Below are 17,276 nucleotides of genomic sequence, written 5' to 3' on the forward strand. Positions count from 1 at the left end.
AGAGAGAGAGAGAGACTAACTTTTTTTACAAAACAATATACTTTACCTCAAATAGCGAAACAGACTATTTGGGGCTAAGCTATTTATGCGTATACCTATAAAAAAGCGATTTCTTGATAACCAGATTGACAACCGGATCAGCTCTATATACAAATCAATTTATAAAATAAATCAATATTAATTAAAGTTAATCCTTAATATTATTTCGCATGGAAAGAAAGAGAAAGAACAGATGCGCAAAAGTATTCCTGATTATTATGTTAGGAATAATCACTTTGTCATCAAGTATGCATGCCCAAAGTGGCACTATTACAGTAAAAGGAAATGTGAAAGACAGCAATGGCGAACCTATCATTAGTGGTAGTGTTGTTGTTAAAGGCACAACGACAGGTACTGTTACCGATTTGGATGGAAATTATGAACTTAAAGCACCGGAAAACGGAACACTGGTGTTCTCATATGTTGGTTTCACCTCACAGGAAATACAGATTGCCGGAAGAACATCTATCGACGTGGCGCTGAGCGAAGATGCCGAACTACTGAAAGAAGTGGTAATAATCGGTTATGGTAGCGTAAAGAAAGAAGACCTTACAGGTTCTGTAACAGCCATCTCGGCCAATTCCCTGGCTAAAGGGATGGCAACATCAGCCTCTGACCTGCTTATAGGTAAAGCCCCTGGTGTAAGTGTTGTCACAGACGGTGGTGCCCCCGGCTCAGCAGCTAAAATACGTATTCGTGGAGGCTCTTCGATGAAAGCCAGCAACGACCCTCTGATTGTTATCGACGGTGTACCGGTAGACAATACAACATCTATAAATGGTATGGCCAATCCGTTGGCATCAGTCAATCCTAATGATATCGAGAGTTTCTCTGTATTGAAAGACGCTTCTGCTGCCGCGATTTATGGTTCTCGTGCTTCAAATGGAGTTATTATCATTACTACCAAAAAAGGAAGTTCCGGTAAAGCGAAAATCAATTACAACGGAACATTCTCCATCAGTAATAAAACAGACGATATTGATGTGATGAGCGCTGATAACTTCAGAAATTTTGTAAAATCGAAATATGCTGAGGGCAGCAGTCAGGTAAATGCATTGGGAACAGCCAATACAGATTGGCAGGACGAAATATTCCGTACGGCTTTCAGTACAGACCATAATCTAAGCGTAGCCGGAGCTGCAGGAAATTTCCCTTACCGTGTGTCGATCGGTTACACTAACGAAAACGGTATTCTGAAAACATCTTATATGGATCGTTGGACAGGGTCACTGAACTTAAATCCGAAGTTTTTTGATAATCATCTGAGTGTACAACTTAGCCTAAAGGGAATATACAATACAAACCGTTTCGCTGATACAGGAGCAATTGGTGCCGCCGCAGAATTCGACCCGACCCAACCTGTATATAATAGCGACAGCAAATATGGCAACGGATATTATATGTCTCTTAAAGAGGACGGTACTCCTATCGATATAGGTTTGGCAAATCCAGTGGCAACTTTGAATCAAAAAAGAGATGCATCCAGGGTAAAAAGAAGCATTGGAAATATACAATTTGACTATAAGATGCATTTTCTTCCCGATCTGAGGGCAAATCTCAATCTGGGATATGATGTATCTAACAGTATCGGTTGGATCAGTATAGAAGACAACTCTCCATTGAGCTGGGTAACAGGAAACTTCAAAACAGGATTTGGAGAAAACAGAGACTATAAGCAATTGAAACGCAACCAGCTGATGGATTTCTACCTCAACTATGTGAAAGAATTAGGCAGTCACAAGTTTGATGTTATGGGCGGTTATTCATGGCAATATTTCTACAGATCAGAATCTAATATTTATCCATATTCTGAAGCTAAGCAAAATGAATTTGGAGCACTATCTTATAAAGATGGCGATAGCTTCAAAACAGAAAATTATCTGATATCTTACTTCGGACGTTTCAATTATACATTTGCAAACCGCTATTTATTAACAGCTACGCTTCGTAATGACGGGTCGTCCCGCTTTAGCAAAGATAACCGCTGGGGATTATTTCCTTCTGTAGCTTTAGCATGGCGGATAACAGAAGAATCATTCATGAAGAACCAGAATTTACTTTCTGATCTGAAACTTCGCTTGGGATACGGTATCACCGGACAACAAAATTTAGGAACCGGAGATTATCCTTATATGGCTAAATACCAATATAGCAAACCTGGAGCAAACTATTACTGGGGAGATGAAAAAGTTCAATTGATCCGTCCTAACGCTTACGATTCGGAATTGAAATGGGAAGAAACTACCACTTATAATATCGGATTGGACTACGGCTTCCTTGGCAACCGTATATCAGGAGCTGTAGACCTGTATTATAGAAAAACGAATGACATGTTGAATGAGATACCTATACCTGCCGGATCTAACTTTAGCAATGTACTATTGACTAATATCGGAAACATGACCAATAAGGGTATTGAATTTAATATAACTGCCCGTCCGATTGAGACAAAAGATATTAACTGGTCCCTGTCATATAATGTTTCCTATAATAAAAATGAAATTACGAAACTAGCCGAAGACCCGACCAGCATATTCAGATGGGGAGGTATCACCGGCGGTACAGGTAACCAGGTATTAGTACACAAGACCGGCCAACCTTACGGTACATTCTATGTTTATGAACAAATATATGATACCGATGGCAAGCCAATAGAAGGAGCTTATGTAGATCAGAATAACGATGGTGTAATAGACGGAGAAGATTTACGACCATATAAGAAAGCTTCACCTGACGTATACATGGGATTATCATCTCAATTCTCTTATAAAAACTGGGATTTCAACTTCGCATTGCGTGCCAGTTTCGGGAATTATGTATATAACAATATACAGTCAAACCGTGAAGCTTATGGTGGAGCTTGGTTAATGGACCCTACCGGATTCCTTAAAAACAGGGTAAGTAGTGCATCCGATACCAATTTCAGCCAGGCACAGTTTATCTCTGATTATTATATACAGAATGCATCCTTCCTGAGAATGGACAACATCTCTTTAGGATATACATTCCTGAAGCCATTCAAAGGACTGGAATCAGCCCGTCTGTATGCAACCGTTCAGAATCCTTTTATTATCACCAAATATAAAGGATTGGACCCTGAGTTCAATAACGATGGTATAGACAACAATATCTATCCTCGCCCACGTATTTATATGCTTGGTTTAAGTCTCAATTTTTAACATTAAACAGATTAGAAAATGAAATCACTGAAATATAAATTTATGACTGTTATGGCTGTTGCCTTAAGCACATTAGCTATAACATCATGCACAGACGATTTAAATACACTGCCTATCGATCCCAACGAAGTGGTTGGCGAAACTGTGTATGGAAAAGAAATAGGAGCCTATAAATCCGGATTAGCCAAGATATATGCAGGTTTAGCCATTTCGGGAAATAAAGGGGGAGATGATGAATCGGATGTAGCCGGAGTAGACGGGGGTAGCCAGGCCTCATTCCTTCGCGGATTATGGAACCTGCAGGAACTGCCCACCGATGAAGCTCACTGCTGCTGGGGAGACATCGGTATAAACGATTTCAATACTCTTGCATGGAATTCTACCAATGTTTTCGTTAAAGGTATGTATTACAGGCTATACTATCAGATAAATTTATCGAATGAATACCTTCGTGAAACATCAGAAGATAAACTATCTTCAAGAGGTGTGGATGAAAGTGTAAAATCAGAGATACGCGTTCTACGTGAAGATGCACGTTTCATGAGAGCATTGGCTTATTATTATCTGCTGGATATGTTCCGTAATGTACCATACGTTACAGAAGAAAGTGTTGTAGGAAAAGAATCCGCGCCTCAGATAATGGCCAAAGAATTATTTGCGTATATTGAAAAAGAGCTGACTGAATGCCAAAACGGCTTGTTAGATCCTTTTGTAGGATACAACAGCAAAAATTATGGACGCGTGACCAAAGCCGCCGCATGGTCTCTTCTTTCACGCTTATATCTGAATGCCGAAGCATATATCGGGGAGAAAAAATACACTGAAAGTTTGACATACAGTAAACAAGTATTAAGCGTAGGATATGAACTGGAACCAAAATATGCAGACATATTCAAAGCCGACAATGGTAAATCCAAAGAAATGATTTTCCCGATACGCTATGAGGGTGCAGACACTCAGACATGGGGCGGAATGACATTCCTTCTTTGTAGTACGGTACCTTCAGCTATGCAGGCCGATATTAACGCACAAGGCGCATGGCAAGGCAACCGCGCCCGGATTTCATTGCAGGAAACATTTACCAAACAAAGTAATAATAGTAAAGATATCCGTTATACTATGCTATATCCCACTTTGGCTGATAATATAAATATTGTAGACCCTTCTAATTATAAAAACGGTATACCTGTAGTAAAGTTTTCTAATGTTAACAAAGACGGATCTTTACCGGCAAGCAATATTGCATATACAGATTTTCCTTTATTCCGTTTAGGTGAAATATACCTGAATTATGCCGAAGCAGTTCTCCGCGGAGGAACCGGGGGATCAGAAGCCACAGCCCTCACATATATAAACGATCTTCGCAAACGTGCCTACGGCAACGATGCAAGCGCAGAAATAAGCCAAGCCAATCTCACTTTAGACTTTATTCTGGATGAAAGAGGACGTGAATTATTCTATGAGGCTCAACGCCGTACAGACCTTGTACGTTTCGATAAGCTCACCACAGGATCTTACACATGGCAATGGAAAGGTGGAACATACGGAGGAACATCTGTAGATAAGAAATTCAATATATACCCTATTCCGGCTGATGATATGGGAGCTAACCCTAATCTGACTCAGAATGAAGGCTATAATTAACCATCTCTAAACAAAAAACACATTAGAATATGAAAAAGTTAAATATACTGCTGACTTGCTTCATCGCTTTGTTCATCTTTGTTGCCTGTTCCAACGATGATGATCACATAAAACTGGGAGATGAAAGCAATATTGAAAAACCGGTGTTTACACAAAGTACGCTTCAGGATTTTGTTATAGACAAGGATACTAAAATGTCTGAAAAAATAGGAACATGGTCGTGGACAAGAACCAATTATAATATACAGGCTGCACCGGTTTATACCATCGAAGCGGCGACAAGTTCAACCTTTGAAAATGCTCAAGCTATAGTAACATCATACTCAAACAATGCAGAAATAACATATAAAGTTTTGAATGACGCCGCATTATTGTTTGTAAAGGAATCTCAACCAATAACGCTCTATTTACGTTTGCGAACAGGGCTTAACACCGTAGGAACAGGCCCGGTTTTCTATTCCGATATAAAAAGCGTTGCGTTCACTTGCTATGTTGCATTTCCTAAAGAACTATATATGGTGGGCGCTGATTTCGGAAATTGGAACTGGGATTCGGATGGAATCGTTTCATTAATTCCTATACAAAATAATGATGGAGAGGATGGAGCGTTCTGGTGCATCAAATATCTCACTGCCGGCAACGGCTTTAAATGGTCTCCTGACAAGACTTGGGCTACTGCTTACGGAAAGATGGATACAAACACTGGTTTCTCCAATGATGGTGATGGAAATGCTGTTGTCGCTACAAGCGGATTGTATGTAATATTCGTAAACTATCCGGACAAAGCAATTGCCATCGAACCGGCTAAAGTATATGGTATGGGAGATGCTTTCGGTGGATGGGACACAGGTAAATATCCTTTCACTATAACCGGAAACAAAGCTACAATTGTAACAGTAGCATCAAACAATTTGAGGATGTATGCATCTTCGAATGCTATAGATGCTTATAATAGCGATTGGTGGAGACATGAGTTCAATATATTCAGTGGAAAGATCGTTTATCGTGCTACAGGAGGAGATCAGGATGCAGTTCCTGTTGCAGCTGGCAAAACAGTCACTCTCGACTTTAATGCCGGAACAGGAACAATCCAATAAATAAAATATTAATAAATACCCTTTTCGAAAAAGTGAGGACATGTCCTCACTTTTTCTTTTTATATCCTTGCAAACGTTTGCAAACTTTTTAGCCCGCTTTAATAAATATACAGGCTGCTATTGATTCTTTAAAAGCGTTTCTTTGCTGTGTAAAACTTTTAAAAGAATCATGAAGAAAGTAATAAGTATTTCCATTTTTATCAGCTTTTGTTTAATATTCCAGACAATGAAAGCACAGGAACTAAAATCACCGGATGGTAATCTCACGCTGAAATTCTCTATCCAGAACGGAGGTATCCCAACATATGCTCTAACATACAAAAACAAAGATGTTATAAAAACATCCAAACTCGGGCTGGAACTGAAAGACGATAGTGACGCACACACGGACTTCAGTGACTTTTCGGTAAAGCCAAAAGACAATAACCCAAGTGAAGATAAAGTATCTTTACTGAACGGTTTTGAAATAACAGATACTAAAACCGCGACATTCGACGAATCGTGGAAACCGGTTTGGGGAGAAACGAACCAAATCCGGAATCACTATAATGAACTTGCCGTCACTCTGAACCAGAAATCGACAGACAGGCATATAGTTATCCGTTTCCGTTTGTTCGATGACGGGCTGGGATTCCGCTATGAATTCCCTGAGCAAAAAAATCTTACATACTTCGTAATCAAAGAAGAAAGAACCCAGTTTGCCATGGCCGGAGATCACAAAGCTTTCTGGATTCCGGGCGATTATGATACACAGGAATATGATTATACAACATCTAAGCTATCCGAGATCAGAGGATTGATGAGTAAAGCTATTACACCGAATTCATCTCAGACTCCTTTCTCTGAGACAGGGGTGCAAACAGCATTGATGATGAAAACCGATGATGGTTTATACATCAACCTGCACGAAGCGGCATTGATCAATTACTCTTGTATGCATCTCAATCTGGATGATAAAAATATGATATTCGAATCATGGCTTACTCCCGATGCACAAGGTTACAAAGGCTATATGCAGGCACCGTGTCATACGCCATGGCGTACGGTTATCGTAAGCGACGATGCCCGCAACGTATTGGCTTCACACATCACACTCAACCTGAATGAGCCTTCTAAAATAGAAGATACATCATGGATCAAACCCGTAAAATACATTGGAGTATGGTGGGAAATGATTACCGGCAAAAGCTCTTGGGCATACACTGATGACGTGTATAGCGTACAACTGGGTGTTACCGATTACAGTAAAACCAAACCAAATGGCAAACACGCCGCCAATACTGAACATGTGAAAGCATATATCGACTTTGCGGCATTACATGGTTTCGACGGTGTACTTGTAGAAGGATGGAATGTAGGATGGGAAGACTGGTTCGGCAAATCGAAAGACTATGTATTCGACTTTGTGACTCCTTATCCCGACTTCGATGTTAAAGAGCTGAATGCATATGCAAAAAGCAAAGGTGTGAAAATCATAATGCATCACGAGACTTCATCGTCGGTACGCAATTACGAACGTCACATAGACAAGGCATATCAATTTATGGTTGACAATGGATACAACTCTGTTAAAAGCGGCTATGTAGGCAATATTATCCCTCGTGGCGAACATCATTACGGACAATGGATGGTAAACCATTATCAGTATGCTTTTGAGAAAGCTGCTGACTATAAGATCATGGTAAATGCCCATGAGGCAGTACGTCCAACCGGCGTATGCCGCACATGGCCAAACCTTATAGGAAATGAATCGGCTCGCGGAACAGAATATCAGGCATTCGGCGGTAATAAACCGAACCATGTCACTGTACTTCCGTTCACCCGCCTTATCGGTGGCCCGATGGATTATACTCCGGGAATCTTCCAGATGGATGTAAGCAAATACAATCCAGGCAATAATTCTCATGTGAACAGTACTCTGGCCAATCAACTGGCTCTGTACGTAACCATGTACAGTCCGTTACAGATGGCAGCCGATCTGCCCGAAACATACAACCAATATCTGGACGCATTCCAATTTATTAAAGATGTAGCCATAGATTGGGACGAAAGTAAATATCTGGAAGCTGAGCCGGGTGAATATATTACAGTTGCCCGTAAAGCAAAGAATTCAAACAACTGGTTCGTAGGTAGCGTATGTGACGAGAACGGACGCACATCAAATATCACATTCGAATACCTGGATCCGGCCAAAACATACATCGCAACTATATACAGCGATGCGAAGGACGCTCACTACAAAACAAATCCTCAGGCATACACTATCCGCAAAGTAGTGGTAACCAGCAAGTCGAAGTTATCGCAACTATGCGCACCTGCCGGAGGTTACGCCATCAGCATTACAGAAGCTGATAAGGCGCAGACAAAAGGATTGAAAAGACTGTAAAAGGTTTAGATTCTAAATTGGTTATCAAATGGTTGAAAAAACGCTCCCGATCGGGAGCGTTTTTTATTTCTTTAAGCTATCCAGTAAATTGAATACATCTTCTTTTTTCTCCGGTAATAAATACCATTTATTATCAAATTTGGCTTTTCCCAACTCTTTCCATATAGATATCCAGCTGTTATCATCCTGCGATTTACCCTTATAATGCATAGTTATCATATAATCGGGAGCAACCATTTTCACCATTATTCCGCTATTGTTCCACGCAGTGTCATTTACCAATCGGGACAGCATCTCCCCTACCCGCTCTTTGTCTGTATCTCCTATTGGCACTTTCAACTCATCCTTATCTATATAGATAATTGTATCTATATAGATAATTGTCATTGTATCTACAGATGCAAAATCCAGATTCAGATTCAGTTTCATCGTATCCGCAATTGCTGCCGTATTCTCCTCCCCTTGCACATTCTTCTTTGAAGAATTACAGGCAGAGAAGCCAATTACTAAAGCCAGCCCGCAAACAGGCAGCACCTTAAATGCATTTCTTATTTTCATTCTTATCAATTTAACTATTTACTCGTCATTATCTTTAATACCAACTTATCAGTTTCCTGCATGCCAACAGCACCGATACTGGTCAAATTTTCAATGGTCTTATCCACATCATCGTCCACAATACCCTCTAAAGATGATACTACCTTATGTTCCATTGCCATGATGGCTGAAAGAACAGCTGTAGATACACCGCTCGATATTTTAAGAGCACAACTGGGCTTTGCTCCGTCGCAAATCATACCGGTTATATTTCCCACCATATTTTTCACAGCAAAGGTGACCTGGTTATAATCCCCTCCCATCAGATGAGTAATACCACAACTTGCACCTGTTGCCGCCGCCACACAACCACACAAAGCAGAAAGACGGCCTAGCTTTTGTTTTATATACACAACAGTCAAATGACTTAGGATTAATGCCCTGACAAGTTCATCTTCGGTGCAATTGGTATCTTCGGCAAAGGTAAGAACAGGCAAAGTCGCCGTAATCCCCTGATTACCACTACCCGAATTACTCATAACAGGGATCATCGCCCCATCCATACGGGCATCGCAAGCGGCAGCTGTATATGACATCATATGCGAAAGCATGGAATCTCCGAATATCTTTTTACCTAAAGTACCTGTAACTGTTTTAGCAACATTATGCCCGTAATTACCCTCATGCGATAACTTTGATGCCTTTCTGTTCAGTTCTGCTGCCTGAAGTATAAACCGTATATTATCTACGGGAACAGTAGTAGCAAATTCATATACCTTAGCAAAAGTCAATGTAACTTCATCTTTACAAACCTCCCCATTCTCACTACAAGCCTCATCGCAAAGTATATGTCCGTTTTTGGCTATATATGAAAAGTTTGTATGCGTTCCGCGAATGACAGCTTGCGTCTCATCCGCCCCTGCGATACAATGCGCTTCTATATATAAGTTGTCTGCGGCACCTTCTTTCAGCGCTATCTCTATACGTTTTTCGGATATATATTGTTTTCCGAGTTCAACATCGCCCGGGGTAAGATCTTTCAATACCTGCAAGCCATATTCACTCTTTCCGATAAGAGCACCCAAAGCGACAGCTATGGGCAAGCCTACCATACGGGTTCCCGGAATCCCCACCCCCATCGCATTCTTCAAAACATTGGCACTCAGGTATACTTTGATTTTCTCAGGTTGCGTTCCTAGCACTTCGGTCGCCTTTGCCACACACAATGATACTGCAATAGGTTCGGTACAACCAATAGCGGGCACAACTTCTTTTTTTATCAAACTTACAATTTGCTCTTTTTCCAATGTGTTAATCATAGTCTACTACTATATTTAGTATTATATACACAAAGATATTGATTTAATTGTGTCATTAATCTCAAACCACCTCTTTAAGAAAAAGTTTTTTTATCATTTCCCAATATATGACTTAGCAGAAGACTAAATATAATAGAGAAACAAGGCAGGCATTAAAAAAGAAACAGAGGTTGTTCATCAAAATAAGGAACAACCTCTGTCTTATAAAACTGTTTACATAAAATTAATAATCTGCGTCCAGAGAACTTTCCGGAGCCTGATCAATTAATTCCATAAACTGATCCAGCTTAGGAGTAATAATTATCTGCGTCCTGCGATTAAGCGCTTTTCCTTCTATAGTACTGTTACTTGCAACAGGATTGTACTCTCCCCGTCCTCCAGCTGTCATACGTTTAGGATCCACTCCATAGTTGTTTTGCAACGCCTGAACTACCGAAGAAGCACGTAGGGTACTCAAATCCCAGTTGTTACGAATATTAGGACGGGAAATCGGATCTGTATCGGTATTTCCCTCCACCAATACATCGTAATCCTTATAATCTAAAATAATTTTTGCAATTTTACTTAGTATCTCCCCTGCCTTTTCACTTATCTCATAGCTTCCCGAACGGTACAGCATATTGTCCGCTAAAGAAATGTATACAACGCCTTTCAGCACTTTAATGTCCAAATCTTGCATTTCGCTGCGCGAAAGCGAACGAGTAAGATTATTAACCATCACCAGATTCAAAGAATCCGACTTATTTTTGGCTTCCACCAGATGTTGGATAAAACGGTTCGATGCATTAATCTCATCCAACAGTTTAGCAATATTCACATTACCTTGGGAACTTTGTGCCAAACTCTTGTTCAATGAATTTTGAAGCTCAGCATAAGCAGCACGCAAATCCGCATTGTTTTGCTGGGCTTCCCGCAATCTATCTTCAAGGCTCGCTACACGAGTCTTACTTTCCCTCAATTGTAGCTGACCTTCCTGATAATCGTTTTTCAACAGATTATAATCTGCTTCCAGGCTCCTGAATTTACCTTTACTCACACAACTTGTAAAAAAAATACTCGCTGTCAGTATCAACAACGTCCAAATAAAATGTCTCATAAATCTTATATTATTATTTAAACCTATTATAAATATAACAATGCTCCTTCTTTATTTGTTTTAAACTATCATTAGGAATATAACCTCTCAATTATTAAACGGAAGATTTCTTAGAATTCATATATATATGATACTAAAGAAAATAAAATAACTGCCACACAGGCTATCTTTTCTAAATCGAACCTATTATTTGGTCTATGACTCTTAATATGTTATTTTTGTATTACAAAACTTTTATGTGCTGATGAAATGAGTGCAAAGAAAAAAATATATGCTATAATCAACCCGAAATCGGGAACGTCATCGAAGCAAAACCTTCCACACAAAATCGCGGAAACATTTGATGCGCACAGGTTTGATGTCCATATATTTATTACTGGTTATGCCGGACATGGATCTGAAATAGCCAGGCAAGCTATCAAAGATAAGGTAGACTACGTGATTGCAGTCGGAGGCGACGGCACAGTAAACGAAGTTGCCCGCACATTGGTCAACTCCCAGACAGCACTAGGCATCATCCCACTGGGTTCGGGAAATGGACTGGCACGTGACCTGAATATTTCTACTGACGCAAAGAAAGCGATGGGTATTATTCTGGACGAAAATATAATATCCATTGACTACGGGATGGTTAATGACCGTATATTTTTCTGTACCTGCGGTGTAGGATTTGATGCAGAAGTAGCGGCTATGTCGTCGGGCAAAAAAAGCAGAGGTTCATTTATGTATATTAAAAATATGCTGGAAACCTTTATCAGACAAAAGCCTGAAACTTATGAAATAATATGCCCGGAAGGCACAATAAAAGATAAGGCGTTTGTTGTAACTTGTGCTAATGCGTCGCAATATGGATACAATGCACATATTGCACCTCATGCCGACATACAGGATGGTATGATGAATATTGCAATACTAAAACCCCTCTCTATATTAGAAGTCCCTCAAACATCCCTTCAACTCTTCACAAAGAAGATAGATGAGAATAACAAGATGATTGAACTAATCACCAATGAAGTCACTATAAAGAGAGAACAAGAGGGAATGATGCACATAGACGGTGACCCTGTAGAAATGGGAAAAGAGATACATGTAAAAATAATACCACAAGGATTGAAAGTACTGGTGCCTGCAAATCCACAAAAAAAACATCCATTAGATCCACAGGAAGTACTCATGCGAATAGCTGATACCTTTTTCTGAAAACCGGGATTATTAAAAGTTCAGTTCAAACGACACTCTGAAACCATCTTTATCCACATTCGGATGGTCGAGATAATTTATTCTGCGTACATAATCGATACGGAATAGCTTAAAGATATTCTCTATTCCTATGTTATATTCCATGTATGGACCTCTATTGGTAGTATATGTATCTTGAGGAAATATGAGCAGATTTTTATTATGTTCCGGATTGTTTTTATTACTCAGCGAGCCAATAAAACCACGGAATCCAAATACTTCCCTCCATTTCAATACCTTAAGGAAAGGAACTCTGTTGAGAAACCAGCCCCCCATATGATAATATATTTCCCATGAAGCCTGTGCATCGTGCATAAACTCGAGGGGTTCTATTAAATAGTAGTTGCCCCGCTGTATAGTATATGAGTTGTTGGCACTGGGAGTTATAAGAAACGGAAAAGGCGTTTCGCCCCATATTTTTTCAGCTTGCGCCGACAGGTAAATTTTGCCATACGGTGCAACCCAAAACTGCTTGGATATAGCCAGTGATGTCTTGTTATAATGGTATTGGCCTCCAAATATATTTTCGAGAGCCATCGTATGTGTCAGGTTTGTTACAAGCCGTGGGGAAGGGATGGAATGCCTCTTCCTACGTTGTTGAAAAAACTTTTCGTTCGGAGCATAGCGCAGTGCCAGCATAGCTTCGGTGGTCTTTACCCTGTCCACCTTGTATATATTACCATTTTCGCCCATTTTTTCAAATACGATATTGGCCGCAGGACGCTCGTCAAATGTCTGACCGGTAAGTTTGAATGAGAATCCTCCATAAAACTCTTTATCCCAAGCTATCTGAGTCTGGCGGTTATATGTCATTTTAGAGTTTCCTGACGCCTGTATAGACATCAGTATATTATCCCGTTCGGCCTGTGTATAACGTTGTCCGAGCGTATTTAGATCATACTTATAGGCAACTATCAGGTTATTCTTCGGATACTCATCCTTATGTTTCTCTATCTTATTGAAAGCCCATGTAGCCTCACCATAATATTTAAATTTCTCGTCCCGGGTTCCATAAGCTCCATAGCCATAGAAGAAAAGATGTTGATGGAGATTCTTTGTTGTAGACAGTGTCATACGAAAACGATTACCTTCCGTTTTATTGAAACTATAGAATGTTGGAATAGTCCCTATCTCCAGCTTATTTGTCTCTGGGTCTTTCGATGTAGGGAAATACCCGGTAGACAGAACATCACCTGTCCTCAATAAAAGACGGAACAGAAATACCTTATTTACATCTTCCAGCATTTCATCCATGCGGTAGTCTTTTTTATGTTCAGCCGGCCGGTTATCTGCCCAGAAATTCTTATCTCTTTTCAAATAATCTTTTTCAAATACCTCCGGAGCACTGAGAACAAAAACCGGTTCCATAGGCCGGTTTTCAACAAAATCCACATATGTACGGGTTTTATCTATATAGAATTTAATAAGATCAGCCATCGTCACATCAATGGCCATTCGCTCTTCCATCGGAATCCATTTGTTATCTGCCGATTTCTTAAAGTCATGCTGAATAATAAGCTCCTGAACAAAGTTTATATTCATTTTCTTAGGAGTCCTTATCACAGCTCTCTTTACAGCATACATACTATCGAGAGAGATATACAGATTACCGGTAAAGCCAATGTCGCGGGAGTTGAAAGGGGCAAAATCGAGCTTCACATAGCGGTCTTTATCAATTGTCACCGTATCCGAAAGGTACCATCTGTAAAAATTAACGGCACTATGTTCGCTCAATGGACTCACAAAGGGCTGCAGTAGTAAATTAATCGAATTATCATATATAGATATATCTTTAAAGACTTCCTTTATTATAGCATCAAGCCCTTCTGTATCGAAAGTCTTATCCAGTCCTTCGATATGATAGCCTTTTACAATACGTTTGGCCGAATTATTTTCTTTTTTATAAAATACATCAGATATTCTTTCCCTGATAGAGAAAGGCAATATGATTTTATTATCAATCATTGATGTGTCCGCATAATTGGGCAGAAACTTATATTTTTTCAATAAAGGCATATCCGGATGATACTCATTCAGTGCAAAAAATATCCGTTCATATTCCTTATACTGGTAATAGTTGAGATCTGTTATATTATTCTCATCTTTGTGAGCGATCACTTTCTTTATCAGTTCGACAGCAGGATTATTCTTCTTGGAGTACTTCTCCTTCTGCGGACGAACAATAACTTCTTTTAATAATTTGTCCTCGGGTTCAAGATTTATTTCTATTGTGGTAGTTCTTCCAACAGGGATAGTGATGGTCTCGGACTTATACCCCAAAAGGGAAGCAGTAACAGATGTATTATTCCCTCGGTTGCTCAATCTGAATTCACCCTCTTCATCCGAAAATGTGCCGATAGTCGTCTTATCGAAAACGACGGTTACAAACGGTAGCTTCTCCTTTGTTACAGCATCTCTGACAGTACCTCTTACAATCGTGAGTGACTGGGCGCATACAGTACCACAAATGATAAGAAAGAAAGACAACAGGAGTATCATCTTCCTTCTGATAATATATTGTGGTATTTCACTCATTCAGTTAAAACGTTTTTTCCTTTTTTTTGTTTTTAGATTCTCATCTATATTCAATCTTCATCTCCTCCACTACTATCAGTTTCCCTGTAGCATTTCTTAGAGACTGTTCCGAAACGACCGCTTATTTCCTTGTTTGATAAAGGTTTCCTCATTTCGTTTATATAGAAGTTATAAAGAACCAAGAGCAAATGTAATTAAATCTGCTCTTGATTCTAGTATATTAGATGTATGCAACATACATTTAGTTGCAGTTGTTATGATTTTTTAATTAATCAGTTTGCGGTAACGAATACGTTTCGGCTCCACATTACCCATACGTGCCTTTTTGTTCTCTTCATATTCACTGTAACTTCCTTCAAAAAAGAATACTTCCGAATTGCCTTCAAAAGCCAGAATATGTGTACAGATACGGTCGAGGAACCAACGGTCATGCGATATCACAACAGCGCATCCTGCAAAGTTTTCCAAACCTTCTTCCAATGCACGCAATGTATTTACATCGATATCATTGGTAGGCTCATCGAGAAGCAATACATTGGCTTCCGACTTCAGCGTCAATGCCAGATGCAAGCGGTTACGCTCCCCTCCGGAAAGCACACCGGTAAGTTTTTCCTGGTCTCCTCCCGAGAAGTTGAAACGTGATAAGTAAGCACGGGCATTAATATCTTTTCCTCCTACACGCACAAACTCGCTTCCTCCCGAAATAACCTGATAAACACTTTTATTCGGATCGATCTCGGCATGCGACTGATCTACATATCCTATTTTCACGGTCTCTCCCACTTCAAATGTCCCTTTATCTGCTCTCTCCAAGCCCTGAATCAAGCGGAATAAGGTAGTTTTACCGGCTCCATTTGGCCCGATAATGCCGACAATACCCGATGGAGGCAACATAAATTCAAGATTGTCGAATAAGAGCTTATCTCCAAAAGCCTTTGTTACTCCATGTGCCTCTATTACCTTATTACCGAGGCGCGGGCCGTTAGGAATAAATATTTCCAGTTTTTCTTCCCGTTCTTTCTGGTCGGCATTAAGCATCTTCTCATAGTCATTCAGGCGGGCTTTACCTTTTGCATGACGGGCTTTAGGAGCCATTCGCACCCACTCCAACTCCCGTTCGAGGGTTTTGCGGCGCTTACTGGCCTGCTTTTCTTCCTGCTCCATACGCTTGGTTTTCTGCTCAAGCCATGATGTATAGTTTCCTTTCCATGGAATACCTTCTCCTCTGTCAAGTTCAAGAATCCATCCGGCAACATGGTCAAGGAAGTAGCGGTCGTGGGTGATACAGATTACAGTACCTTTATACTGTTGGAGATGTTGTTCCAACCAATCGATAGACTCCGCATCCAAGTGGTTGGTAGGCTCATCGAGAAGCAATACATCCGGTTCCTGAAGCAACAAACGGCAAAGTGCTACACGGCGGGCTTCCCCTCCCGACAGGTTTGCAGTTAATTGATCTTCGGGCGGACAACGAAGCGCGTCCATCGCACGCTCGAGTTTATTGTCTATATTCCATGCATCAGTTGCATCTATCTTATCCTGCAATACTGCCTGACGGGCAAACAGAGCATCCATTTTGTCAGCATCTTCGTAATATTCAGGCAATCCGAATTTTTCGTTAATGCCTTCATATTCTTTCAGCAAGTCCATGATAGGCTGTACGCCTTCCTGTACTATTTCCTTCACGGTTTTGGTAGGATCGAGTTTCGGGTCCTGTTCAAGATATCCTACCGAAAAGCCTTTGTCCGATACTATTTCGCCCTGATATTCCTTATCTATTCCGGCTATAATCTTTAACAGTGTGGATTTACCCGAACCGTTGAGACCGATAATACCTATCTTGGCTCCATAGAAGAATGACAGGTAAATATTCTTTAATACTTGTTTTTGTGGCGGGTATAATTTACCAACGCCCATCATTGAAAAAATAATCTTTTTATCGTCTACTGACATGATTTTATATATAAATTTTTATTTTCTATACTTCCAAACCGTTCTCACTCCCAGCAAGAACTTTTTGATCCTTATTGCTTACTCCTGTAAAAGGTAACAGATATATCAATTAACAGTCAACAGTCATTAACCCGTAACTATTAAAAAGGTAACAAAGGTAACAGTCTTTTGCCCTTGTGCTCTTTGTGATTTCCTTCGTGTACTTAGTGGTTAAATCTCTTTTACCACAAGGGGCACAAAGAGTTACACAAA

General features: G+C 40.1%; 10 protein-coding genes. 5 read left to right on the forward strand and 5 right to left on the reverse strand.

The genetic code is table 11. From position 1 onward, the window contains the following. Nucleotides 1–209: 209 nt before the first annotated feature. The 4 genes from HMPREF9455_RS10150 (at nucleotide 210) to HMPREF9455_RS10165 (ending at nucleotide 8,345) form a co-directional block, all read left to right on the forward strand. Entirely contained in the window at nucleotides 210–3,218 is a 3,009-nt protein-coding gene (locus HMPREF9455_RS10150) for a SusC/RagA family TonB-linked outer membrane protein (RefSeq protein WP_006799593.1), read from the forward strand. Nucleotides 3,219–3,236: 18 nt separating this feature from the next. Then, the gene (locus HMPREF9455_RS10155; protein ID WP_006799594.1) at nucleotides 3,237–4,862 is read left to right on the forward strand and encodes a RagB/SusD family nutrient uptake outer membrane protein; all 1,626 of its coding nucleotides are present in this window, start codon (nucleotides 3,237–3,239) and stop codon (nucleotides 4,860–4,862) included. Nucleotides 4,863–4,891: 29 nt separating this feature from the next. Further along, nucleotides 4,892–5,959 (forward strand): SusF/SusE family carbohydrate-binding protein, encoded by a 1,068-nt coding sequence (locus HMPREF9455_RS20710; protein ID WP_006799595.1) that lies wholly within the window; start codon nucleotides 4,892–4,894, stop codon nucleotides 5,957–5,959. Nucleotides 5,960–6,128: 169 nt separating this feature from the next. Then, nucleotides 6,129–8,345, forward strand: a complete 2,217-nt coding sequence (locus tag HMPREF9455_RS10165; RefSeq protein WP_006799596.1) for a glycoside hydrolase family 97 protein — start codon at nucleotides 6,129–6,131, stop codon at nucleotides 8,343–8,345. A 63-nt stretch (nucleotides 8,346–8,408) separates the two neighbouring features. Here HMPREF9455_RS10165 and HMPREF9455_RS10170 read toward each other — a convergent pair whose 3' ends face one another. The 3 genes from HMPREF9455_RS10170 to HMPREF9455_RS10180 form a co-directional block, all read right to left on the reverse strand. Beyond that, the gene (locus HMPREF9455_RS10170; protein ID WP_006799597.1) at nucleotides 8,409–8,903 is read right to left on the reverse strand and encodes a hypothetical protein; all 495 of its coding nucleotides are present in this window, start codon (nucleotides 8,901–8,903) and stop codon (nucleotides 8,409–8,411) included. A gap of 14 nt (nucleotides 8,904–8,917) precedes the next feature. Continuing rightward, a complete protein-coding gene (locus tag HMPREF9455_RS10175) occupies nucleotides 8,918–10,201 on the reverse strand; it encodes an L-cysteine desulfidase family protein (RefSeq protein WP_006799598.1) in 1,284 nt (427 codons plus the stop codon). Nucleotides 10,202–10,424: 223 nt separating this feature from the next. Beyond that, nucleotides 10,425–11,297 carry an OmpA/MotB family protein gene (locus HMPREF9455_RS10180; RefSeq protein WP_006799599.1) on the reverse strand — a complete coding sequence of 291 codons (873 nt, stop codon included), beginning with the start codon at nucleotides 11,295–11,297 and terminating at the stop codon, nucleotides 10,425–10,427. A 249-nt stretch (nucleotides 11,298–11,546) separates the two neighbouring features. On the opposite strand from HMPREF9455_RS10180, the gene HMPREF9455_RS10185 reads away from it, so the two are divergent. After that, nucleotides 11,547–12,497 carry a diacylglycerol/lipid kinase family protein gene (locus HMPREF9455_RS10185; protein ID WP_006799600.1) on the forward strand — a complete coding sequence of 317 codons (951 nt, stop codon included), beginning with the start codon at nucleotides 11,547–11,549 and terminating at the stop codon, nucleotides 12,495–12,497. A gap of 12 nt (nucleotides 12,498–12,509) precedes the next feature. On the opposite strand, the gene HMPREF9455_RS10190 is transcribed toward HMPREF9455_RS10185, so the two are convergent. Further along, nucleotides 12,510–15,071, reverse strand: coding sequence for a DUF5686 and carboxypeptidase-like regulatory domain-containing protein (locus HMPREF9455_RS10190; protein WP_006799601.1), 2,562 nt, complete (start codon nucleotides 15,069–15,071; stop codon nucleotides 12,510–12,512). 264 nt (nucleotides 15,072–15,335) lie between these two features. Beyond that, nucleotides 15,336–17,024, reverse strand: coding sequence for an energy-dependent translational throttle protein EttA (gene ettA / locus HMPREF9455_RS10195; protein ID WP_006799602.1), 1,689 nt, complete (start codon nucleotides 17,022–17,024; stop codon nucleotides 15,336–15,338). Between the last annotated feature and the right edge of the window lie 252 nt (nucleotides 17,025–17,276).

This window comes from Dysgonomonas gadei ATCC BAA-286, assembly GCF_000213555.1.
Classification (GTDB): Bacteria; Bacteroidota; Bacteroidia; order Bacteroidales; family Dysgonomonadaceae; genus Dysgonomonas; species Dysgonomonas gadei.